The organism is Kitasatospora sp. NPDC101108, from assembly GCF_055584725.1.
Map to the genome: position 1 here is coordinate 302,204 of NZ_JBVJLM010000002.1, position 21,006 is coordinate 323,209.

The following is a 21,006-nucleotide window of genomic DNA, read 5'->3' on the forward strand; positions in this document are numbered from 1 at the left end:
CCGGGCCGCGCTCACAGCTCCTCGTCCAGCCCGCGCTCGATCGCGTACCGGACCAGCTCCACCCGGTTGTGCAACTGCAGCTTGCCCAGGGTGTTCTGCACGTGGTTCTGCACCGTCCGGTGCGACAGCACCAGCCGGTCCGCGATCTGCCGGTACGACAGGCCCTTGGCCACCAGGCGCAGCACCTCGGTCTCCCGGGCCGTCAGCTGCGGGGCGGCCGGTGCCGAGGCCGGGGCCGGCTCGGCGGCGAGCCGGCGGAACTCTCCCAGCACCAGCCCGGCCAGACCGGGGGTGAACACCGCGTCGCCGACGGCCGTACGGCGCACCGCGTCCAGCAGCTCCTCCCGACCGGCCGACTTCACCAGGTACCCGGTCGCGCCGGACTTCACCGCCTCCAGCACGTCCTGGTGCTCGCCGCTGGCCGACAGCACCAGCACCCGCACCGCCGGGTCGTGCGCGACCACCTGGCGGCACACCTCGGCGCCGGGCAGGCCGGGCAGGTTGAGGTCCAGCACGACGACCTGCGGCGAGCAGGCCCGGGCGCGGCGCACCGCCTCCTCGCCGTCGCCCGCCGTGGCCACCACGTCCAGGCCGGCCTCGGCGAGGTCGCGGGAGACGGCGTCGCGCCACATCGGGTGGTCGTCCACCACCATCACCCGCACCGGCCGGTCGGTGTCCGGCCGCTCGGCGGCCGGCTGTTCGGTCATCGGCTGGTTGGTCATCAGGAGGCCTTCCTCGGGACGCGCAGTTCGACCTCGACGCCCTCCCCGGGCGCCGAGTACAGCTCGGCCGTGCCGCCGAGGTCCAGCACCCGGCCGCGGATGGACTGGGAGACGCCCAGCCGCCCGGCCCGCTCCGCCTCGCCGAGCCGCCCCGGCGCGAAGCCCGGGCCGTCGTCGCGGATGCTGACCGTGACGGCCTCCGGCTCGTCCTCCACCAGGATCCAGGCCCGGGCGCCCTCCCCGGCGTGCCGGCGGACGTTGTCGACGGCCGCACCGACCGCCGCGGCCAGCTCGCCCGCGGCCGGGCCCGGCAGCAGCACCGGGGTGCCCGGGGCGGAGAGCGTGATCCGCTCGTCGGCGTACGGGCGCAGCAGCGCGGTGAGGTCGCGCGGTCCGGCCGGGTCGGGTTCGTCCGCCCCGGCCTCCGGCAGCCGCTGCGCCGGGAGCGGACCGCCCGTCATCAAGGCCCGCAGCGCGCGCTCCTGCTCACCGGCGAGGCGGCCCAGCTCGGCGAAGTCCGTACCGTCGGCGTCGCGGCCGGCGTGGGAACCGCCGCCCAGCTCCGCGCCCCGGCGCTGGACCAGGGCGAGCACCTGGAGGACGCCGTCGTGGATGTCGCGGGAGAGCCGCTCGCGCTCCCGGGTGGCCGCCTCGACCTGCAGCGCCCGGGTGAGGGTGGCCTCGCTGGCACGGGCCAGCTCGATCACGTACCCGATCGCGCAGCCGGCCACCAGCAGCAGCACGATGTTGTGGACGTTGTCGCCGGTGGGCCCGCCGTGGCCGAGGATGTTGGCCACCCCGATGACCGCGCCGGAGGCCGCCGCCGGGCGCCAGCCGCCCTTGGCGGCGAAGCCGAGCACCGTACCGGCGGCCCAGATGGTCGGCAGGGTGGGCGCGCCGTGGCTGATCCGGGCCGGCGCGTCGGTCAGCCCGCTCAGCACGATGCCGGTCACGGCCAGGGCGAGGTCGAAGCCGAGGACGTACCAGGTGCAGCGCTGCGGGTTGGCGAAGGCCCGGGTGCTGGCGAGCGTCCAGAGGATCAGCGCGCCGAAGTAGATCCAGCCGGCGACCGGGTGCAGGAAGTGCAGGTAGGAGTTGAAGTACCGCAGCAGCGCGTAGCACAGGGCCAGCACCCGGAAGTAGGAGATGGCCTTCCACAGCGGCAGCTCGACGGACATGCCGCCGGCCGCCAGCGTTCCGCCGACCGCGCCGCCGGTTCCCGTGCCGACCGTTCCCGTGCCGACCGTTCTCGCGCCGTCCGTTCTCGCGCCGTCCGCCATGCCCCGGCCCCTCCCCCTGGACCCGTCCGGGTCGGTCAGGCCGACCCGGTGTCCTTGTGCTCCTGCTGGTGCTGCTGCTCGGCCTTCTCGGCCTCGGCGGCCTTCTCTGCTTCGGCGGCCTCGGCCTTCTCCGCCTTGGCGGCGGCCCGGCGCTCGGCCTCGGCCCGCTTCTTCTCGTCGGAGATCTGCCGCTTGGCCGCGGTCGCGTAGATGTCCACGTACTCCTGGCCGGAGAGCCGCATGATCTCGTACATCACCTCGTCCGTCACCGAACGGAGGATGAAGCGGTCGTTCTCCATGCCGTGGTAGCGGGAGAAGTCCAGCGGGCGGCCGATCCGGATGCCCGGGCGGATGCCGAAGTTCGGGATCACCTGGCCGGGCGGCTGCACCTTCTCGGTGTCGATCATGGCGACCGGGATGACCGGGGCGCCGGTGGCCAGCGCGACGCGGGCCAGACCGCCGACCTTGCCGCGGTACAGCTTGCCGTCGGGCGAACGGGTGCCCTCCGGGTAGACGCCGAACAGCTCGCCGCGGTCCAGCACCGCGATGGCGCTGCGGATCGCGGCCTCGCCGGCGCCGCGCACGCCCGAGCGGTCCACCGGCAGCTGGCCGACGCCCTTGAAGAAGGCGGCCGTCAGCCGGCCCTTGAGGCCCGGGGTGTTGAAGTACTCGGCCTTCGCGATGAAGGTCACCCGGCGCTTGATCAGCGCGGGGAAGAAGAACGAGTCCGAGAAGGACAGGTGGTTGCTCGCGATGATCGCCGCACCCTCGGTGGGGATGTTCTCCTCACCCTCGATCCACGGCCGGAAGAAGATCCGAAGCAGTGGCGCGACGATCATCTTCATCAGTCGGTAGAACAACCCGGGCCTCCTGTTATGCGGACCGGTCGATCCTAATGCCCCGCGGCCGTCGGCTGTGCCCGGGCCCGCCGTAGGGGGTGTACGTCCCGGCTCGGGGCATGGGACGATGCGGATTCCTGCAGCTCCCCTCCCAGCGTCCCTCCCCCAGCGCCACCTGCCCGCGAAGGAGTCCGCCATGCCGCTGCTGCCCGGTGCCGAACCGTACCGCCACCGCGGCGGACCGGTCGGGGTGCTGCTCTGCCACGGCTTCACCGGCTCGCCGCAGTCGATGCGGCCCTGGGCCGAGGAGCTGGCGGCGGCCGGGTTCACCGTCTCGCTGCCGTTGCTGCCGGGGCACGGCACCCGTTGGCAGGACATGCAGGTCACCCGGTGGGAGGACTGGTACGCGGAGGTCGAGCGCGAGCTGCTGGCCCTCGCCGAGGAGTGCGAGCAGGTCTTCGTCTGCGCGCTGTCGATGGGCGGCGCCCTGGCGCTGCGGCTGGCCGCGCTGCACGGCCCGACGGTGTCCGGGCTGGTGCTGGTCAACCCGTCGGTGCGCTCGGACAACCCCGCCGGGGTGCTGCTCCCGGTGCTCCGGCACCTCGTCCCGAGCATCGCGGGGGTCGCGAACGACATCCACAAGCCGGGCGCCCGGGAGCTCGGTTACGACCGGACGCCGCTGCACGCCGCCTGGTCGCTGGGCCGGCTGTGGCGGGAGGTCCAGCGGCGGCTGCCCGAGGTGACCCAGCCCGTGCTGCTCTTCCACAGCCCGCAGGACCACGTCGTCTCTCCGGCCAACTCGGAACTGGTGCTGGCCCGGATATCCTCGACCGACGTGACGGAGCGGCTGTGCCAACGCAGCTTCCACGTCGCGACGCTGGACCACGACGCGGCGGAAATATTCGCGGCGAGCCAGGACTTCATCCGACGGCTGGCTCCCGCGTACGCGGCGGGGGCGGACTTGGCCGAATCCGACGATCACCATGGCTGAAGGGCCGGAAGTGCACGAGAGCAGCACGGCGGGCAGTGGGGACGAGAAGCCCCGCGAGGACGGCGCGCGGACGGACGGAGCGCCGACGGACGCCACCGGCCGGGGGGACGCCGGCGCCGAGGGGACCCCGATCGTCCCGGGCGACGCCACCGTCCACGGGGACGGCACCGTCCAGGGCGGCCCGGCCTCGGGAGGTGCGGCAGCCGGCGGCGCGCCGACCGTCCCGGCCGGGGAGCCGACCGAGGCGGACGCCCCCGTGCCCGTGGAGCCCCGCCCGCGCCGCAGCGCCCCCGAGCGCAGCCAGGCCGAGCAGGACGCGATCTTCGCCGCCCTGGTCGCCCAGTTCGACGACCCGGTCGACCTCACCAACCCCAACTGGCCCGAGGTCGAGAACCTCCGGGCGCAGAACGACCTCAAGGGCGGCTTCAAGGACGGCACCGGCCCCGGGGCCGGCCAGGGCGCCCCGGACGACCTCTCCGACCTCGCCCCCCAGCCCCGCTCCCGCTCCGGGCGCCCCGTGCTCCCGGCCGCCACCTCGGGCCCGCGCGACTTCGAGCTGGCCGAGGAGAGCGACGAGGGCCACTACGTCCCGCCGGAGCCCCCGCCGCTGCCGCCCGCCGACACCACCGCCAAGTTCGCGTGGCTGGCGGTGCTCGGTGGCCCGGCCCTGCTGCTGATCGACGCGGTGGTGTGGCGGGAGATCTCCGGCTGGCCCGCCTGGGTCGGGGTCACCGCCTTCCTCGGCGGCTTCGTCACCCTGGTCGCCCGGATGAAGGACCGCGACGAGGACGAGCCGGAGGACCCGGACCACGGCGCGGTGGTCTGACCGCCCTGCTCATCGGCCGGCCTCGGGCAGTTCGACGACCGCCAGCACCGGCAGGTGGTCGGTAGCGGCCCGCAGGTCGGCCTCGGTGACGCCGGGCAGGCCGTGCGGCACCCCGCAGCCGAGGACGGTGATCCCGGGCGTGGCGAAGACGGCGTCGATCCGCTGGTAGGGGTTCTCGGGGACGGACGTGAACTCGCCGCCCCAGGGCGCCGTCGGATATCCGTCCCGCATCCGGGAGGCCAGCAGCTGCCAGCCCGGCCCGTCCGGATGCTCGTTGAAGTCCCCTGCCACGACGCCGTGTTCGGCGATCGCGAGCTGGTCGAGCAGCAGCTCGAACTGCCCGCGGCGCTCCTCGGCGTCCAGGCTGAGGTGGCAGCTGGTGACGGTGAACGGTGCCGCGCCGGGCACCCTCAGCAGCGCGGTGGCGAAGCCGCGCGCGTGCAGGCCGCGGGTCTTGGGCAGCAGCCGGTCGTGCCGGCCGAGCACCTCCACCGCGTCGGGCCGGCCGAGCAGCAGCGGCCCGGCGGCGGTCCGGCCGCCCCCGGACAGCACCACCGTCCCGGTGCTCCGGGCCAGCCAGGCGGCCTGTCCCTCCGGGCGCCAGTAGCGCGGCGACTCCTGGACGCAGACCAGGTCGGGCGCGCAGGCCCGGATCACCCGCACCAGCGCCCGCCGGTCGTCGCGCAACGAGCGGATGTTGTAGCTGAGCAGGCGCAGTCGGCGCGGGCCGCCCGGTGGCGGAGCGATGGGCGCGGCGGTCATCTCACGGTCCTCCCCTGTACGTGTCACCTGTACGTGTCACTGGGAAGGACGGTAGGGCGTGTCCGACCGTTCGCGCCGCATCAGCGCGCGCGGCGGGAGTGGTCGGACCCGCCCGACGACGACGGCGGCGGCGCGTCCGGGATCGGTCGGGGCCCGGTCGCACCGCCGCCGGCGGGTCTGCGCAGGGGAGCGGACGTCAGGTGCGGGCGAGGTCCGCGGCGCCGACGATGCCCGCCGCGGAGCCCATCGAGGCGAGTACGACCTCGGCGCGCGGGCGGTGCACCCCGCCGGTCAGGTAGTGCTCGAAGGCCTTGGCGACCGGGTCGAGCAGCAGTCGGCCGGAGTCGGAGACGCCGCCGCCGAGGACGAAGACGCCCGGGTCGAACAGCGCGGCGAGGTCGGCCATGCCGCGGCCGAGCCAGTCGGACAGCTCGGCGTAGCACTCCAGGGCGAGCGGGTCGCCCCCCTCGGCCGCCTCGGTGATGTGGATGCCGCGGATGGTCTCGGCGACGCCGTCGTTGAGCTCCAGCATCCGCCGGCCGCGCACCGGGTCGGCCGCGGCCCGCTCCCGGCCGTAGCGGCGCAGCGCGCGCCCGGAGCCGTACTGCTCCCAGCAGCCCTTGCCGCCGCAGCCGCACGGCAGGCCGTCCGGGACCATGTTGAGGTGGCCGATCTCGCCGGCCACGCCGAAGCGGCCGCGGTGCAGCCGCCCGTCCAGGACGATGCCGCCGCCGATGCCGGTGCCGACGGTGATCAGCACCATGTCCTGGTGGTCGGCGGCCGCGCCGAAGCGGAACTCCGCCCAGGCGGCGCAGTTGGCGTCGTTCTCGACCACCGTGGACAGGCCGGTGAGCTCCTCGATCCGGCCGCGCAGCGGTTCGTTCTCCCAGTCGATGTTGGGCGCGAAGATCACCGTGGAGCGGTTGCTGTCGACGAAGCCGGGGGCGCCGACGCCGACCGCGGTGACGTCGGGGTGCTGCTCCTTGAGCTCGCGCACGGCCTGGGCGATGGCGTCGACCGCCCACTGGGGGTCGGCCGGGGTGGGGACCCGGGTCCGCGCCAGGATCGCACCCGCTTCGTCGACCACGCCTGCCGCGATCTTGGTCCCGCCGACATCGACGCCGATGGTCAGAGCCATGTGTCCCTCAGCTATTCACTCGTTCCCGCTGGACGGAACGGTACCGTCCAACCCAGCCCCCGTACACAGCCTCGCATACATTATCCGAAGACAATTTTGGGAAAACCGGGCCGCGACGCTTCAAAAGTCTTATCTAATCTCCGCCTTCGTGACGTACGAGAGCAGCGCGATCACCCTCCGAAGGTTACGGATTCATTGCTTGGCGGACGTCTCGTCAGTGCCGTCCGCACCGCCGTCGTCCGTGGCCCGGCCGGGCCCGTCGAGGTCGATCTTCTCCACCGGAGCGCTCTCCCCGGCGGTCCAGCGCTGCTCGTGCCCGGCCACCGCGGCCCGGTAGGCGGCCAGCAGCTCGGAGCCCGCGGCGGCCAGCCCGGAGCCGGCCGCGGCGAGGTGGGAGTAGACCTCCGGCTGCTGGGTGCGCAGGCGGTCGGCCAGCCCGGAGAGGGCGATCAGGGTGGTGGCGCTGGTCTCCTGCGCCTTCTCGCCGACGGCGGTGGCGAACCTGCGCACCTCGTCGACCAGCGGGCCGAGTTCCGGCCCGAACGGGTGGGACGGCCCGCTCCCCTGCTCCGCGCCGGGCTCGGTACGGTCGTCGGTGCTGGTCATCGCGGGCGCCTCCTCAGCCGTGGCCGCACCCCGCGGCCCTCCGGCCCGACGCTACCCGACCGGCGGCGGCCCCCGAAAAGACCGGAGAACCCGTCAGCCCTGCGGCCAGAGCGAAGGGTCGGGCGCGAACCGCACCGACAGCACGCCCTCGTGCAGCCCCGCCCCGGCGACCGTGCAGCGGCGCAGCGCGGCGGGCAGCGGCAGCACCCGGCGGTGGGCGCCGAGGCCGACCACCAGGTCGTCGCCCCGGCGGACCAGGTCGAGCCCGGCGCGGTCGGCGCCGGGCAGGTCGAGGTGCCAGACCAGCAGGCCGTCCCGGGCGAGCCGGTCCTCGACCGCCCAGGGCTCCGGGGCCAGCCGCTCGGGGCCGGGCCCGTCCCCGTACAGGCGGTCGGCGACGGCCTCCAGGGTGCCCTCGGCCAGGCCGGTGACCAGCACCGGGGCGTCGGTCACGGCGGCGAGTCGGTCCAGCTCCTCCTGGCGGCGGCGGGCCAGCGCGGCCAGCCAGGCGTCGGGCGAGGCCAGGGCAGCCGGCGGCAGCGCGCCGTGCACCACGACGGCGTCCGGCCGGTGCCCGTACAGCGCGAGCGCGGCCCTGATCCGGCGCAGTTCCTCGTACGGGTGGCCGTCGGCCGGCACGACCAGGCGCACGCTGGTTCCCGGGTCGCTGATCGCGGCGCGGGACTCGGCGAGCACCGCGGCGGCCTTGGTGCGCCCCTCGTACAGCCACTCGGCGGGCATCGGGACACCGGCCAGCCCCGCCAGCAGCGGGCGCAGCGCGCGGGCGGCCTGCCGCTGCTCGGGGACCAGCCGGTCCAGGTAGCGGGCCAGCTGCTCGGGCAGGGCGAGAGTGGCGATCAGCTCGGCGGGCGGCGGGGCGAGCACCACCAGGACGTCCTGGTCGGCGGCGGGCAGGGCACGCAGCAGGGCGAGCCGGGCGATGCCGGGGAGGGCGCTCAGTTCCTCGGGGTCGAGCTGTTCGGCGCCGAGCAGGTCGAGGGCGGGCTTGAGCCGGCCGGTGAGCTCGCCGACGGCGTAGCGGAAGGCGGCCTGCTCGTCGATCCGGGAGACCGTGAGGCCCGGGGCGTAGCGGATCGGTTCGGGTTCCAGCCGGGTGTCGAGGACGGCGTCCAGGGTGCGGTGCGGGTCGTCGGCGGCCAGCAGCCAGGTGCGGTGGCCGCTCCGGGCGGCGTGCAGGGCGGTGGCGGCGGCCACGGTGGGCGCGCCCGCGTCACCGCTGACCAGGATGGTGCGCGTCGCCGTCATGCCGTCAGCCCCCGTTCCGCCGTGCCGTGCCGTTCCCGTCAGCCCTCGACGCGCTTCTTCAGGCCGTCCAGGGCGCGGTCGATGATGACCTTCTCGGCCTTGCGCTTGATCATGCCGAGCATCGGGATCTTGACGTCCACGGCGAGCTGGTAGGTGACCTCGGTGCGGCCGCCGGCCAGCGGGGCGAGGGTGTAGGAGCCGTCCAGCGAGCGGAGCATCTGGCTGCGGACGAGGGTCCAGCGGACCTCGCGGTCGCCGTCCCAGGTGTAGGACAGGGTGTGCTCGTCGCGGATGGCGCCGGCGTCCAGCAGCAGCCGGACCTCGGTGGCGCGGCCGTCCTCGGCGGTCCCCAGGACCTCGACCTCCTTGACCTCGCCGGTCCAGGCCGGGTAGGCGGCGAAGTCGGCGATCACGGCCATGACCTCGGCCGGGGTCGCGTCGATGGTGATGCTCGACCTGGTGTGCTCCGCCATGGAATGACCCTCCGCGTCGTCCCTCTGCCTGCCGGCCCGGGTCGGGGCACGCTCGACCCGATCCGCCCGGAGCAGGCTACCGCGACCGGCGATCGGCTCGGCCGCGCGGGCACCGGCGGCGGGCGCTGCGGGGCGGGCGGCGGGGCATGCTACCGGCCGGTCACCGGGGGCTGCCGTAGGGTGCCAGTCGAACGACCCGGTCACGGCCTGGTCCGACCCGCCCCGGTGTGACACTTCGAACACCGGGGCCGACCCCCCTGGTCGAAGCTGCCTACCGGGCAGTAACGTCCTGCCGTCCCGCAGCGTCGCGAACGAGGAGCAGTCTTGCTCGACTTCAGCCTTCCGGCCCTCTACCAGGTACCGAGCGGCGGTAACCTCTCCGACCCTGTGCACCGGAACGCCGAGGAGCACCCGGACGTCGCGGTGCTCAGCCGGAAGGTGGACGGCCGCTGGCAGGAGTTGACCTCGGTCCAGTTCCTCGCCGAGGTGCACGCCGCCGCGAAGGGCCTGATCGCCGCGGGCATCGAGCCCGGCGACCGGGTGGGCATCATGTCCCGCACCCGGTACGAGTGGACGCTGCTGGACTTCGCGATCTGGACGGCCGGCGCGATCACCGTGCCGGTGTACGAGACCTCCTCCGCCGAGCAGGTCGAGTGGATCCTCGGGGACTCGGGCGCGGTCGCCGTCCTGACCGAGACCGACCAGCACGTCAAGGTGGTCGCCGAGGTCCGCGACCGGCTGCCGCAGCTGAAGCGCACCTGGCAGATCGAGGGCGGCGCGCTCGCCGCGCTGACCGAGGCCGGCCGGGACGTCCCGGACGCGACGGTGCAGGAGCGCCGCTCGATCGCCGGCCCCGACGACATCGCCACCATCGTCTACACCTCGGGCACCACCGGCCGCCCGAAGGGCTGCCAGCTGACCCACGGCAACTTCCTCGCCGAGTGCGGCAACGTGGTCGCGCGCCTGGCCCCGCTGTTCCGCACCGGCGACAGCTCCGTCCTGCTCTTCCTGCCGCTCGCCCACGTGCTCGGCCGGATCGCCGAGATCGCCCCGGCGATGGCCCCGATCAAGCTGGGCCACGTCTCCGACATCAAGGACGTCACGGCCGAGCTGGCCGCCTTCAGGCCGAGCCTGATCCTGGGCGTGCCCAGAGTGTTCGAGAAGGTCTACAACACCGCCCGCGCCAAGGCCCAGGCCGACGGCAAGGGCAAGATCTTCGACAAGGCCGCCGAGACCGCGATCGCCTACAGCCGGGCGCTGGACGCCGGCGGCGCGGGCCTGGTCCTGCGGCTCAAGCACGCGGTGTTCGACAAGCTGGTCTACAGCAAGCTGCGCGCCGCCCTCGGCGGCCGGGCCACCCACGCGATCTCCGGCGGCGCCCCGCTCGGCGAGCGGCTCGGCCACTTCTACCGGGGCATCGGCTTCACCGTCCTGGAGGGCTACGGCCTCACCGAGACCTGCGCGGCCACCGCCTTCAACCCGTGGGACAAGCCGAAGATCGGTACGGTCGGCCAGCCGGTCCCCGGCGCCTCCGTCCGGATCGCCGAGGACGGCGAGGTCTACTTCAAGGGCCCGCACGTCTTCACCGGCTACTGGAACAACCCGCAGGCCACCGCCGACACCCTCAAGGACGGCTGGATGGCCACCGGCGACCTCGGCTCGCTGGACTCCGAGGGCTACCTGACCATCACCGGCCGCAAGAAGGAGATCATCGTCACCGCCGGCGGCAAGAACGTCGCCCCGGCCGTGATCGAGGACCGGATCCGCGCCCACGCCCTGGTCGGCGAGGTCATGGTGGTCGGCGACCGCAAGCCCTTCATCGCCTGCCTGATCACCGTCGACCCGGACTTCTTCCCGAAGTGGAAGGAGCTCAACGGCAAGCCCGCCACCGCCACCGTCGCCGAGCTCGCCGACGACCCGGACCTGCTGGCCGCCCTCCAGACGGCGGTGGACGACGGCAACGCGGCCGTCTCGCACGCCGAGGCGGTCAAGAAGTTCCGCCTGCTGGACACCGAGTTCTCCGAGGAGAGCGGCCACTTGACGCCCTCGCTCAAGCTCAAGCGCAACGTGGTGCTCAAGGACTACGCCGCCGAGATCGAGGCGCTCTACAAGAAGTAGGGGGTGTGGACGGGCCCCGCCTCCCCGGACGGGGGCGGGGCCCGTCCGCGTCTCAGCCCGCCAGCAGCGAGGTCAGCCGCCCGGCCAGCAGGTCCCAGCGCCAGGAGCGCTCCACCCAGCGCCGCCCGGCCTCGCCCATCCGCCGCCGCAGCTCCTCGTCCCCCAGCAGCCGGACGATCCGCTCCGCGGCCACCGCGGCCGAGCCGCCCGGCACCACGTACCCGGTCTCGCCCTCCAGCACCGCGTCCGGAGCCCCGCCGGAGTCCCCCGCGACCACCGGCAGTCCGGTCGCCGAGGCCTCCAGGTAGACGATCCCCAGGCCCTCCACGTCCAGCCCGCCGCGCCTGGTCCGGCAGGGCATGGCGAAGACGTCCCCGGCCCCGTAGTGGGCGGGCAGCTCCTCCCACGGTACCGAGCCGGTGAACCTCACCGAGGCCCGGACGCCCCTGGCCTCCGCGAGCTTCTCCAGGTCCGCCCGGTACGGTCCGCCGCCGACGACCAGCAGCACCGCGTCCGGCACGTCCGCCAGGATCTGCGGCATCGCCTCGATCAGGGTGTCCTGGCCCTTGCGCGGCACCAGCCGGGAGACGCAGACCACCACCGGCCGGTCCGCCAGCCCCAGCCGCCGGCGCACCTCGGCACCCCCCGAGGCCGGGTGGAAGGTCGACTCGTCGACGCCCGGCGGCAGCTGCACCATCCGGCCCGCGGCCCGCGGCCCGACCGCGGCGGCGATCCGCGAGCGGGTGTACTCGCCCAGGTACGTCAGCACGTCGGTGCCCGCCCCGATCCGCCGCAGCAGCTGCCGGGAGCCCGGCAGCTGCGCCCAGGCGGCCTCGTGCCCGTGGGTCATGCCGAGCAGCCGCCCGGCCCCGGCCCGGCGCAGCGCGGGCGCCATCAGGCCGAGCGGTGCGGCGGCGCCGAACCAGACCGAGTCGCACTTCTCCGCACGCAGGATCTCGGCGGCCCGCCGGGTGACCCGCGGTGTGGGAACCATCACCTTCGTGCGGTCCCGGATCACCGGGAACGGCTGCTCGGCGTCGAAGCGCCGCACCTCGGTGCCGTCCCGCCAGGTCGAGGCGTACACCACGACGCTCCCGGCGGGCTGACGGACGGCCATGTTGTGCACGAAGGCCTGGATGCCTCCCGGGCGGGGCGGGAAGTCGTTGGTGACGATCAAGGTTCTGTGCATCAGGCCACGGCTCGCTCGGTCGGGGGGTGCTCGGTGTACCGCTGGGTGATCCGTACGATAGGTCAACACCATGACCCGCCGGGAACGGAACCGCACACGGCAACCGTTTGACCCCCGGGTCAGTCCTAGTACCTAGGTTGCTGCGCACGCGGCGGCCCGGGCGTCCGTCAGTACGACGCCTCCGGTGAGGACGTCGAGACGAACGAGGGAGCGCAGTGGAGTTGGCCCCGGCCACCGAGTCCGGTACTTCGCGCGGCCGCCTCGGCCGCCCGCTCGGGGCGCTCGCCGCCCTCGGGGCGACCTGGGTGGCCACCCGCACCGTGCTGGTGCTGCTGATGACCGGCGTCCTGAAGTCGCCCGGTGGCGACGTCACGGCCGACGTCTGGATGATCTACCACGCCTGGTACGGCGTGCTGCAGACCGGCACCTTCCCGTTCGACGACGTGACCTGGCAGTACCCGCCCGGCGCCGCCCTGGTCATCCTGCTGCCGGGCCTGCTGCCCTGGTCGTACCTGACCTCGTTCTGGGTGATCTGCGGCATCGCCGACGCCGCCGCGGCCGCGCTGCTGATCCGCACCGGCCTGCGCAAGGGCCGGGCGCTGACCGGCGCCTGGATGTGGGTGGTCGGCGTGCCGCTGCTCGGCCCGATGATCTACAACCGCTTCGACCTGCTGGTCACCGCGCTCGCCCTGGCCGGCCTGCTCGCGCTGATCCGCCGCCCGGCGGTCGGCGGGCTGCTGCTGGGCCTGGGCGGCATCGTCAAGGTGTGGCCGCTGCTCGGCCTGATCGGCACCCCGTCCGGCCGCCGCACCCGCCGCTCCTGGACGCTGGCCGCGGCCACCGCCGTCTCGGTGGGCTTCCTGCTCGCGGCCGGGATGAACGGCGCCTTCGGCTTCCTCGCCTTCCAGAAGGACCGCGGCATCGAGGTCGAGTCGGTCGGCGCCCTGCCGCTGCACCTGGCCCGGATCGCCGGGGGCTGGAACGGCAGGGTCACCATGAACTACGGCTCCCCCGAGATGCTCGGACCGTGGGTCAGCGTGATCAGCAAGGTGATGATGGCCGGCACCGTGCTGGGCTTCCTCTGGCTGCTGCTGTGGCGCTTCACCGCCCGCCGCCGCAACGCGGCCACCATGTACGACGCGGCGCTGTGCGCGCTGCTGGTCTTCGTGGTGACCAGCCGGGTGATCAGCCCGCAGTACCTGGTCTGGCTGATCGGCGTGGCGGCGGTCTGCCTGACCGTGCGCGGCACCAGCCAGCGGCCGGTGGCGCTGCTGATCCTGGTCGCCTGCCCGCTCACCCTGCTCGAATTCCCGACCATGTTCACCCAGGTCCTGGACAGCGATCCGCTGGCGATCACCGTGCTGGGCCTGCGCAACCTGCTGCTGCTGACCGCCACCGTGCTCTCCGCCGTCCGGCTCTGGCGCTCCACCCGCGCCGCGGCGCCCCTGCCGCCGACCGTGGTGCTGTCCGAGCCCGCCGCGCTGCCGCCCGCCTCCGCCTACCCGGTCCGCCCGGGCATCGCCTACGAGCAGGACCTGCTGGACGGCATCGACCACCCGGCCGGTCGCTAGGGCCTGACCGACGAGGGCCGCCCTAGCCGGCTTTCAGCGCCTGCACCTCGGCCAGCCAGAGCGTGGTGAACTCGGCCAGTCCGATGCCCAGTTCGCCGCGCAGCAGCCGGTCGGTACGGCGGTCCCGGTCCTCACCCTGCCCGTCGGCCGCGCCGACCGCCCGGTAGAAGGCGACCAGCCGGTCCGTCCCGTAGCGGCGGGCGATCAGCTCGCAGGCGAGCCAGGCCTGCTCGTAGGCCTGGGCGATGCCGGTGGCTCCGGCGGAGAAGTCCCCGTCGGCGGGCAGCGCGGTGGGCAGCTTCCCGGCGGCGACGTCCCGGGTGAGCTCGGGGGCGATCTGCTGCGGGCGGCGGCCGGACCCGCGGTAGGCGGTCCAGTCGGCGACGCCCTCGGAGAGCCACAGCGGGGTCCAGGCCCGGGTGTCGGCCCGGGTCGCGACGTGGGTGGCCTCGTGGGTGACCACCACCTGCCGGCCGAAGTCGCTGAGCCGCCCGAACGCCTCGGGGTTGATCACCACCCGGTCCGCCGGGGTGTGCCAGGGGGCGCCGGGGGCGGCCACGGTGACCGCCGCCATGCCCGTCCAGCCCGCCGGGTCGGCCTCCAGCAGCCGGGCGAACTCCGGCTCGGTGGCGGGCAGTTCGAGCAGCAGCCGGCCGGCCCAGCCGCTGCCCCAGACCGCGCTGACGGCCGGCACCGCCTGGTCCCCCACCGCGACCAGCCCGGCCGGGTCGGGCCCTGCGGCCAGGCCCAGCACCAGGCACCGGGCGCCGGGGGCGGTACGGGCGGGGCCGAGGTCCCACAGCGCCGGGGGTCCGCCCGTGCCCTCCTCGTGCTCGACCCGCCAGCCGCCCCGGTCCCGGACCAGCTCGATCCGGCGCGGGTACACCACCGGGTACTCGTCGTACCCGGCGACCCGCAATGCCAGTTCGACGGACGCGGTCAGCCGCTCCGGGCCGCCGGCCGCCGGGGCCGTCGGCCCGGGCGACAGCACCAGGTTGCGGTACGCCGCCCCGGCCCCGGTGAGCCCGGACCAGACGGGCAGCGAGCGCGCCCGCTCCGCCAGCAGCGCGGCCACCTCGGTGGCCCGGTCGGCGTCCCGCGCGTCCGGCGGCGCCGCCGGGGCGGCCGGGGGGAGCGACAGCTGGACCAGCCCGCCGGCCGCCAGCAGCAGTGCTCCGCGCCGGGACAGCACGCGACCGGCCGCGTCTATCGGGTGCGGCTCGGCCGCGCCGGAAGGCGTCGCGCTCAGAGCCGGACCACCCCCGAGACCGGCATCGAGTTGACGCTCTCGTACCGGACCTTGGCGCCCGGGTAGGGGGCGTGCACCATCACCCCGCCGCCGGCGTACATCCCGACGTGGTGCATGTCCCGGTAGAAGATCACCAGGTCTCCCGGCCGTGCTTCGGAGAGGCTGATCCGCTGCCCGGCGTACGCCTGGGCCTGCGAGGTCCGCGGCAGGGTCACTCCGGCCTGCCGCCAGCTGTAGTACATCAGACCGGAACAGTCGAAGGCGCGGGGCCCGGTGGATCCGTAGACGTAGGGCGAGCCGATCATCCGCACCGCGGCGGCCAGCGCGGCCGCCCCGCGCTCGGAGGCGGGCGGGGCGGTGCCGAGGTCCAGCCGGTCGGTGCCGCGGGTGGCGCGCTGCTCGGCCTCCCGGGCGTCCTGGACGGCCATCCTGGCCCGCTCGGCGACGCCCAGGCCGCTCAGCAGCTTCTGCGCCGCGGCCAGCCGCTGCTGGATCTGCTGCTTGTTCTCGGCCAGCGAGCGGCGGGCCTGGTCCAGTTCGGCGAGCTTGGCCGCCGTCTCGGCGCGGCGCTGGTCGAGCCTGCGCTGACGGGTGACCAGCTCGTGCAGGGTCTCCTGCTGCCGCTCGGCGGCCTGGCCGAGGGTGCGGGCACGGGCGAGGTAGGCCTCGGGGTCGGTGGAGAGCATCAGCTGGGCGGTCTGGGCCATCCCGCCGCTCCGGTACTCGGCCCCGGCCACCGTGGCCAGGTCCCCGCGCAGCTGGTTGAGCTGGTCCTGGGCGGCGGCTACCTCGCCCTGCAGGTTCGCGGTCTCGCTCAGGAGCCGCTTCTGCGCCTCCTGAGCGGCGTTGTACTTCTCCGAGGCCTGCTCGGCCTCGTCGTACAGCTGCTCGACCTGCGCCTTGACGTCCTTGCGGTCGGGCGTGTCCGGCGCCCCGGGGGCGGCCTGGGCGCTGCCGGCGGTCGCCACGCCCAGGGCCGTGGTGGCGGCCGCGGTCAGTACCAGCGCACGGGCGAGCAGTTGGGAACGGCGGTGCACGGGCATGGCGGCAGCGGCTCCAGTCCTGCGGCGCGGCCCCGCGGCCGCGCCCCGGTGGGCGGCCGTCGAGCGGGAGTCCGGTGGCAGACGTTAGCGAGTCCGGGCAAGTGAGTCCAAACCCCTCCTGACCCGAATATTTGACCCCTATTCGGACACCAGAGCGCGTCGCCGGAAAAGCCGCAGGCCCGGCCCTCCGTGGTGGAGGACCGGGCCCGTCGGACCGGGCGGGGATCAGACCCGCACGATGGAAGCCAGCGGCATGTTGGAGACGGCCTCGTAGCGCACCGAGGCACCCGGCTTGGGTGCGTGCAGCACCTGGCCGTTGCCCGCGTAGATGCCGACGTGGTGGGCGTCGCTGTAGAAGATCAGCAGGTCGCCGGGCTGGGCCTGGGAGAGGTCCGTGCCGATCCGGGTGCCGGCGCCGGCCTGCTCCTGCGAGGTGCGCGGCAGCGACACGTTGGCCTGGTTGAACGCCCAGACCATCAGGCCGGAGCAGTCGAAGGAGCTGGGGCCGGTGGCGCCCCAGACGTACGGGCTGCCGACCTTGGAGGCGGCGGCGGCCAGCGCGGCCGCGCCGTGCGAGCTGCCCGGGGCGATCTTGACCGGCGCGCTCGAGGAGCCCGAGCCGAGGTCGGAGCGGCCGCTGTCGCGCGAGGCGCGGTCACCGGAGCCCGACTGGGAGGCCTGCGCGGCGGCGTCCGCCTTGGCCTTGGCGTCTGCGGCGGCCTTTTCCTCGGCCGCCTTGATCGCCTGGCGCTCCTGCTCGGTCAGCGTGTTGAGCAGGTCCTGGGCGGCCTTCAGCTTGTTCTGGACGTCCTCCTTGGACGCCTTCAGCTGCGTGGTCGTGGACTCCAGCTCGGCGAGCTTGCCCTGGGCCTCGGTGCGGTCCTGGTCGAGCTTGCGCTGCTGCTCCTGGAGCTGCTTCAGCTGGTTCTTCTGGGTGTCACCGGCCTGGTTCAGCGCCCCGGCCTGGTTGAGGAAGTTGTCCGGGCTGGAGGAGAGCATCAGCTGGACGGTCGGGGATATACCCCCGTTGCGGTACTGCTCGCCGGCGATCTCGGCGAGGCCGCCCTGCAGGTCGGTGACCTGCGCCTGCTGACGGGCCACCTGGTCCTGCAGGCCGGAGACCTGCTTCTCCAGCTCCTGCTGCTTCTCCTGCGCCGCGTTGTACTTCTCGGTCGCCTGCTCGGCCTGCTCGTTGAGCTGGTCGACCTGCTCCTTGACCTGCTCCTTGGTCGGCTGCGGGTCGGCGTGCGCGCCGGTCTGCGCGGAGAGGGCGACGGCCGCGGCGGCGACACCGGTCAGGATCGAGACACGGGCGCGGCCGGCGGGCTTGGGACGACGATGGGACGCCACGAAGGCGGACTCCTTCTTCCTACCTCCGTCTACCGGGTGAGCTGACGGGTTCGGGCCGGAAGCATGCCCTACGACGCCTCACGGCCTCAGCAACGGCCGACCTGGCGCCGATTCACCCCGGAGGAACGTGGTTCCCCGGCTCCGCTCCGCAGCGCCCCCGACCACTGGGCTCCCCTGTCGGGCAGTCGCTTCGACCTGCCCCGCTGTTTCGCGAACTCGACGGAAACCACCGCCGCCACCCAGGCTGGGTGATCGACAGTGCGGTGGTTCGGGGCACGACCCTAGTAACTGAACCGTGATCCGTTCAAATCCTTGTCAGAAAAAAGACGGAAGATTACCCATGTTCTTTTGTGAAAATGACTGATCGTGATCGCCGCCGCACGCAAAGCTGATCGACGCTCACCGGTCGGCCGATTGCGGGCAAACCCGAAGCGCCACCCCCGGTCGGGAGGTGGCGCGGATCACAGGGCCGGAGTCGGACCCCTCGGGCGTGTCGGGCCGTCAGACCCGGCGGATCGTGTTGATCGGCATCGCGTCGGCCTTCATCACCTTCACCACGTCACCGGTGTGCGGCGCGTGGACCACCATGCCGTTGCCGATGTACATCCCGACGTGGTGCCGGTCGCTGCCGTAGATCACCAGGTCGCCCGGCTGGGCCTGGTCCAGCGAGGGCACCCGGGTGCCGACGTCGCCCTGCTCCTGCGAGGTGCGCGGCAGCGAGACGCCGGCCTGGGCGTACGACCAGAGCATCAGGCCCGAGCAGTCGAAGGTGCTCGGCCCGGTGGCGCCCCACACGTACGGCGAGCCCTGCTTGCTCATCGCCTTGGCCACGGCCACGGCCGCGTAGCCGCTGGCCGGCGGCAGGCTGCTGAGGTCGACCCGGGCCGCGCCGCGCGAGGCGCGGTCGTCCTGCTGCTGCTGGGCCTTCAGCGCGGCCCGCTCGGCGGCGCTGAGCGAGTTCAGCAGGTCCTGCGCGGCCTTCAGCTTCTGGTTGACGTCCGTCTTGGCCTGGTTGAGGTCCTTGGTGGTGGCGTCCAGCGAGGCCAGCACGGCGGCCGCCTCGGCCTTCTCCTGGTCCAGCCGGCGCTGCTGGTCGAGCAGCCCCTTGAGCGCCTCGGTCTGGCTCGCGCTGGCCTGCTGGACGCTCGACGCCTTGTCCAGGTAGCCGGTCGGGTCGGAGGAGAGCATCAGCTGGACGGACGGGTCGATGCCCCCGGTGCGGTACTGCTCGCCCGCGACCTGGGCCAGACCGGTCTGCAGCTGGCTCATCTGGTCCTGACTGCGGGCCACCTGGTCCTGCAGCTGGTCGGCCTGCTTGCGGAGCTGGTCGGCACGCTCCTTGGCGCCGTTGTACTTCTCCGCCGCCTGCTCCTGCTCCTGCTGGAGCTGGTCGATCTGCGCCTTGACGTCGGACGTGTTCGGCTGCGGCGCGGCATGCGCGGCCACCTGGGCCGAGAGGGCGACCGCGGTCGCAGCGGCAGCGGTGAGCACGGAGACCCGCGCGCGGCTCGGCTGCTTGGGACGGCGGTGGGAGGCCAAGGGATCCGGCTCCTTCTTCCAATGGACTCACCTGTTCGGGTGAGATTCCGGAAAATAGGTTTGACGCCAGACCCTAGTGAAGATCTATCCGTTTTGCCACTCCCCCGAAGGCGTGAACTCCGGTTCCCACGCTGGCTTCACCGGATCCGCACACCCCCACGGAAAGCGCCCGAAAAGGGCACTGACCAGGAATCACGGCCACCGGCCCGGATCAGGGCCGGGCGAGCCGGTTCAGCAGCAGCACCGAGGCCACCGGGCGCGCACCCGCCTTCCGCACGCCCTCCGCGACCTCCCGGTCGGTGGACACCACCACCACCGGACGGCCCTGCGGCTCGGCCCGGACCAGACGCCGGATCAGCTCGTCCGCCGTCTCCCCGGTCCGGCTGAACCGTACCCGAACCCCGCGCGGCGGCGCCATGATGACCGGCACGTCCAGGTCCTGCCCGTCGAACACGCAGGTGACCTCCGCCTGGGTGCGCTGGGCGAGCATCGCCAGCCCGCCCAGCAGCCGGATCCGCTGCTGCTCCAGCGGCAACGTCGGGTACCCGGTCTTGGTCACGTTGTAGCCGTCCACCACCAGGTGCACCTGCGGGATCGCCAGCAGCTGGTCCAGCAGCGCCGGATCGTCCTCGGCCAGACCGCGCCGGGCCACCTCGTGCGGCGAGGCCGCCCCCGGGACCACCGCCTCCACCAGGTCCGCCGGGCGGATCTGGGAGACCGGCAGCGCCAGCTCGCGCTGAAGACCCTGCGCCGACTGCAGCACGGTGTCCAGCAGCAGCCGCAACCGCATGTCCTCGACGCTGCGCCCCTCGCGGGCCGACCGGCGGCCCTGCTCGGCCGCGGTCTCCAGCTCGGACACCCGGTGCCGCAGTCGTCGGGCCTCGCCCTCGGCCGCACTGCGCTCGCCCGCGGCCTGCGCCTTCGCGGCCTCCAGCTCCCCGGTCACCCGCCGGGTCTCGGCCTGCGCCCGGCGGGTGTCGCTCTCCAGCGACCGCACCTTCTTGCGCAGCGACTCGACCTCCCGCCGGACGCCCTCGAACTCCGCGCGCTGGCGGTCCAGGTCCGCCCGCGCCGCGGCCCGCACCTCGGCCAGCTCGGCCTGCAGCTTCTCCACCAGCCGGGTGGCCTCCGCCGCCGCGTCCTCGGCACCGGCCCGCTCGGCCTCCTCGCCGGCCTCGGTGACCAGTCGGCTCCAACCCGCCGAGCGCACCAGGTAGGCGGCGGCCGCGACGTCCATCGGATCGGCGGCGCCGGGGACGGTACCCGACTCCAGCGCCTTGACCAGGTCCGGCTGGCCCAGCCGCAGCCGCTCCGCTATCCGTACCCGGAAGGCCGGCTCGGACTCCAGCGCCGCCGCCAGCGCGGTGGCCGCGTACTTGGCCCGCCGGGCCGGGGTGAACTTGACGTACTGACGCAGGCTCTGCGGCAGCTCCGCGGGTGGCAGCCCGCTCAGCGCGTCGGAGGCCAGCCCGACCACGCGCCGGCGCACCCCCTCCGGCAGCGGCCGGTCCAGCTTCTCGACCACGCGCTCCGCGGCGGGCTCCGGCGCGGCGGGCTCCGACGGGACCGCCCCGGCGGCCGGCTCCGGTGCCTGCGCAGCGGGCTGGAGCCCCTGCGCTTCGCCGGGCTCCCTCGCTGCGTCCACCACGTCCTCGGCTCCGATCCTGGTCCAGCGGGTGCGGCCCGCGGCCGCCCCTGTCGTCACGCTCCGTGCGTCTTGTCTGTATTGTCCCGTGCGGTGGACGGCCGCGTCGCGCACCGCCCACCGCACCGGCGGGGTCAGCCCTGCTCGGCGGGGGCCTCCGCGCCCTCGGCACCCGGGCGGGCCACCAGCTCGACCTGGTCCACCGCGTTGCACCAGCGGCAGCGCACCGACTCGATCGTCTCGCTGTGCACCTCGGTCTCCTCGACCTTGGAGTCCCCGGCCAGGTCGAAGTGCAGGAACTCGGTCACCCGCGCGGTGCGGGTCACGTCGAAGCGGGTGAGGTTGCCGCACAGCGTGCAGCGCCAGCGCGTCTCGGCGGTCAGTGCGGGGACGGTCATC

General features: G+C 74.0%; 19 protein-coding genes and 1 riboswitch. Of the genes, 4 read left to right on the forward strand and 15 right to left on the reverse strand.

Annotated features, from left to right (window positions below; translation table 11 throughout):
• Positions 1-11 precede the first annotated feature (11 nt).
• The 3 genes from ACZ6Z8_RS06135 to ACZ6Z8_RS06145 form a co-directional block, all read right to left on the reverse strand.
• A complete protein-coding gene (locus ACZ6Z8_RS06135; protein ID WP_465607484.1) occupies positions 12-707 on the reverse strand; it encodes a response regulator in 696 nt (231 codons plus the stop codon).
• Positions 708-721: 14 nt separating this feature from the next.
• The gene (gene macS / locus ACZ6Z8_RS06140) at positions 722-1,900 is read right to left on the reverse strand and encodes a MacS family sensor histidine kinase (RefSeq protein ID WP_465607486.1); all 1,179 of its coding nucleotides are present in this window, start codon (positions 1,898-1,900) and stop codon (positions 722-724) included.
• Between the two features lie 137 nt (positions 1,901-2,037).
• The gene (locus ACZ6Z8_RS06145; RefSeq protein ID WP_465606805.1) at positions 2,038-2,862 is read right to left on the reverse strand and encodes a lysophospholipid acyltransferase family protein; all 825 of its coding nucleotides are present in this window, start codon (positions 2,860-2,862) and stop codon (positions 2,038-2,040) included.
• Between the two features lie 175 nt (positions 2,863-3,037).
• Here ACZ6Z8_RS06145 and ACZ6Z8_RS06150 point away from each other — a divergent pair, with 175 nt between their 5' ends.
• Positions 3,038-3,832 carry an alpha/beta hydrolase gene (locus ACZ6Z8_RS06150; RefSeq protein ID WP_465606807.1) on the forward strand — a complete coding sequence of 265 codons (795 nt, stop codon included), beginning with the start codon at positions 3,038-3,040 and terminating at the stop codon, positions 3,830-3,832.
• Positions 3,825-4,658, forward strand: a complete 834-nt coding sequence (locus tag ACZ6Z8_RS06155) for a hypothetical protein (protein ID WP_465606808.1) — start codon at positions 3,825-3,827, stop codon at positions 4,656-4,658. The genes ACZ6Z8_RS06150 and ACZ6Z8_RS06155 overlap by 8 nt, the downstream gene beginning before the upstream one ends.
• A gap of 9 nt (positions 4,659-4,667) precedes the next feature.
• Here the strand turns inward: ACZ6Z8_RS06155 and ACZ6Z8_RS06160 are convergent, their stop codons facing one another.
• From ACZ6Z8_RS06160 to ACZ6Z8_RS06180, 5 genes are all read right to left on the reverse strand, one after another.
• A complete protein-coding gene (locus ACZ6Z8_RS06160) occupies positions 4,668-5,420 on the reverse strand; it encodes an endonuclease/exonuclease/phosphatase family protein (RefSeq protein ID WP_465606810.1) in 753 nt (250 codons plus the stop codon).
• 196 nt (positions 5,421-5,616) lie between these two features.
• Complete coding sequence (locus tag ACZ6Z8_RS06165; protein WP_465606812.1) at positions 5,617-6,558, reverse strand: ROK family glucokinase; 942 nt, start codon at positions 6,556-6,558, stop codon at positions 5,617-5,619.
• 192 nt (positions 6,559-6,750) lie between these two features.
• Complete coding sequence (locus ACZ6Z8_RS06170) at positions 6,751-7,164, reverse strand: DUF5304 family protein (protein WP_465606814.1); 414 nt, start codon at positions 7,162-7,164, stop codon at positions 6,751-6,753.
• A gap of 93 nt (positions 7,165-7,257) precedes the next feature.
• On the reverse strand, positions 7,258-8,430 hold the full coding sequence (locus ACZ6Z8_RS06175) for an ArsA family ATPase (protein WP_465606816.1): 1,173 nt from the start codon (positions 8,428-8,430) through the stop codon (positions 7,258-7,260).
• A gap of 38 nt (positions 8,431-8,468) precedes the next feature.
• Entirely contained in the window at positions 8,469-8,903 is a 435-nt protein-coding gene (locus ACZ6Z8_RS06180) for an SRPBCC family protein (RefSeq protein WP_465606817.1), read from the reverse strand.
• 324 nt (positions 8,904-9,227) lie between these two features.
• On the opposite strand from ACZ6Z8_RS06180, the gene ACZ6Z8_RS06185 reads away from it, so the two are divergent.
• On the forward strand, positions 9,228-11,021 hold the full coding sequence (locus tag ACZ6Z8_RS06185) for an AMP-dependent synthetase/ligase (RefSeq protein WP_465606818.1): 1,794 nt from the start codon (positions 9,228-9,230) through the stop codon (positions 11,019-11,021).
• Positions 11,022-11,073: 52 nt separating this feature from the next.
• Here ACZ6Z8_RS06185 and ACZ6Z8_RS06190 read toward each other — a convergent pair whose 3' ends face one another.
• Positions 11,074-12,210 (reverse strand): glycosyltransferase family 4 protein, encoded by a 1,137-nt coding sequence (locus tag ACZ6Z8_RS06190; RefSeq protein WP_465606820.1) that lies wholly within the window; start codon positions 12,208-12,210, stop codon positions 11,074-11,076.
• Positions 12,211-12,425: 215 nt separating this feature from the next.
• On the opposite strand from ACZ6Z8_RS06190, the gene ACZ6Z8_RS06195 reads away from it, so the two are divergent.
• Positions 12,426-13,781, forward strand: coding sequence for a glycosyltransferase 87 family protein (locus ACZ6Z8_RS06195; RefSeq protein WP_465606822.1), 1,356 nt, complete (start codon positions 12,426-12,428; stop codon positions 13,779-13,781).
• Positions 13,782-13,803: 22 nt separating this feature from the next.
• Here the strand turns inward: ACZ6Z8_RS06195 and ACZ6Z8_RS06200 are convergent, their stop codons facing one another.
• The 6 genes from ACZ6Z8_RS06200 to ACZ6Z8_RS06225 form a co-directional block, all read right to left on the reverse strand.
• A complete protein-coding gene (locus ACZ6Z8_RS06200; RefSeq protein ID WP_465606823.1) occupies positions 13,804-14,973 on the reverse strand; it encodes a hypothetical protein in 1,170 nt (389 codons plus the stop codon).
• 53 nt (positions 14,974-15,026) lie between these two features.
• On the reverse strand, positions 15,027-16,073 hold the full coding sequence (locus ACZ6Z8_RS06205; protein WP_465606825.1) for a C40 family peptidase: 1,047 nt from the start codon (positions 16,071-16,073) through the stop codon (positions 15,027-15,029).
• A gap of 225 nt (positions 16,074-16,298) precedes the next feature.
• Positions 16,299-17,423: an NlpC/P60 family protein gene (locus ACZ6Z8_RS06210; protein WP_465606827.1), complete on the reverse strand. Its 1,125-nt coding sequence runs from the start codon at positions 17,421-17,423 to the stop codon at positions 16,299-16,301.
• Between the two features lie 31 nt (positions 17,424-17,454).
• A riboswitch (cyclic di-AMP (ydaO/yuaA leader) is annotated at positions 17,455-17,563 on the reverse strand.
• A 361-nt stretch (positions 17,564-17,924) separates the two neighbouring features.
• Positions 17,925-18,962, reverse strand: a complete 1,038-nt coding sequence (locus tag ACZ6Z8_RS06215) for a C40 family peptidase (protein WP_465606829.1) — start codon at positions 18,960-18,962, stop codon at positions 17,925-17,927.
• Between the two features lie 211 nt (positions 18,963-19,173).
• Entirely contained in the window at positions 19,174-20,610 is a 1,437-nt protein-coding gene (locus tag ACZ6Z8_RS06220) for an NYN domain-containing protein (RefSeq protein ID WP_465607488.1), read from the reverse strand.
• Between the two features lie 131 nt (positions 20,611-20,741).
• Positions 20,742-21,005 (reverse strand): hypothetical protein, encoded by a 264-nt coding sequence (locus tag ACZ6Z8_RS06225; protein WP_465606831.1) that lies wholly within the window; start codon positions 21,003-21,005, stop codon positions 20,742-20,744.
• Position 21,006: the final 1 nt, after the last annotated feature.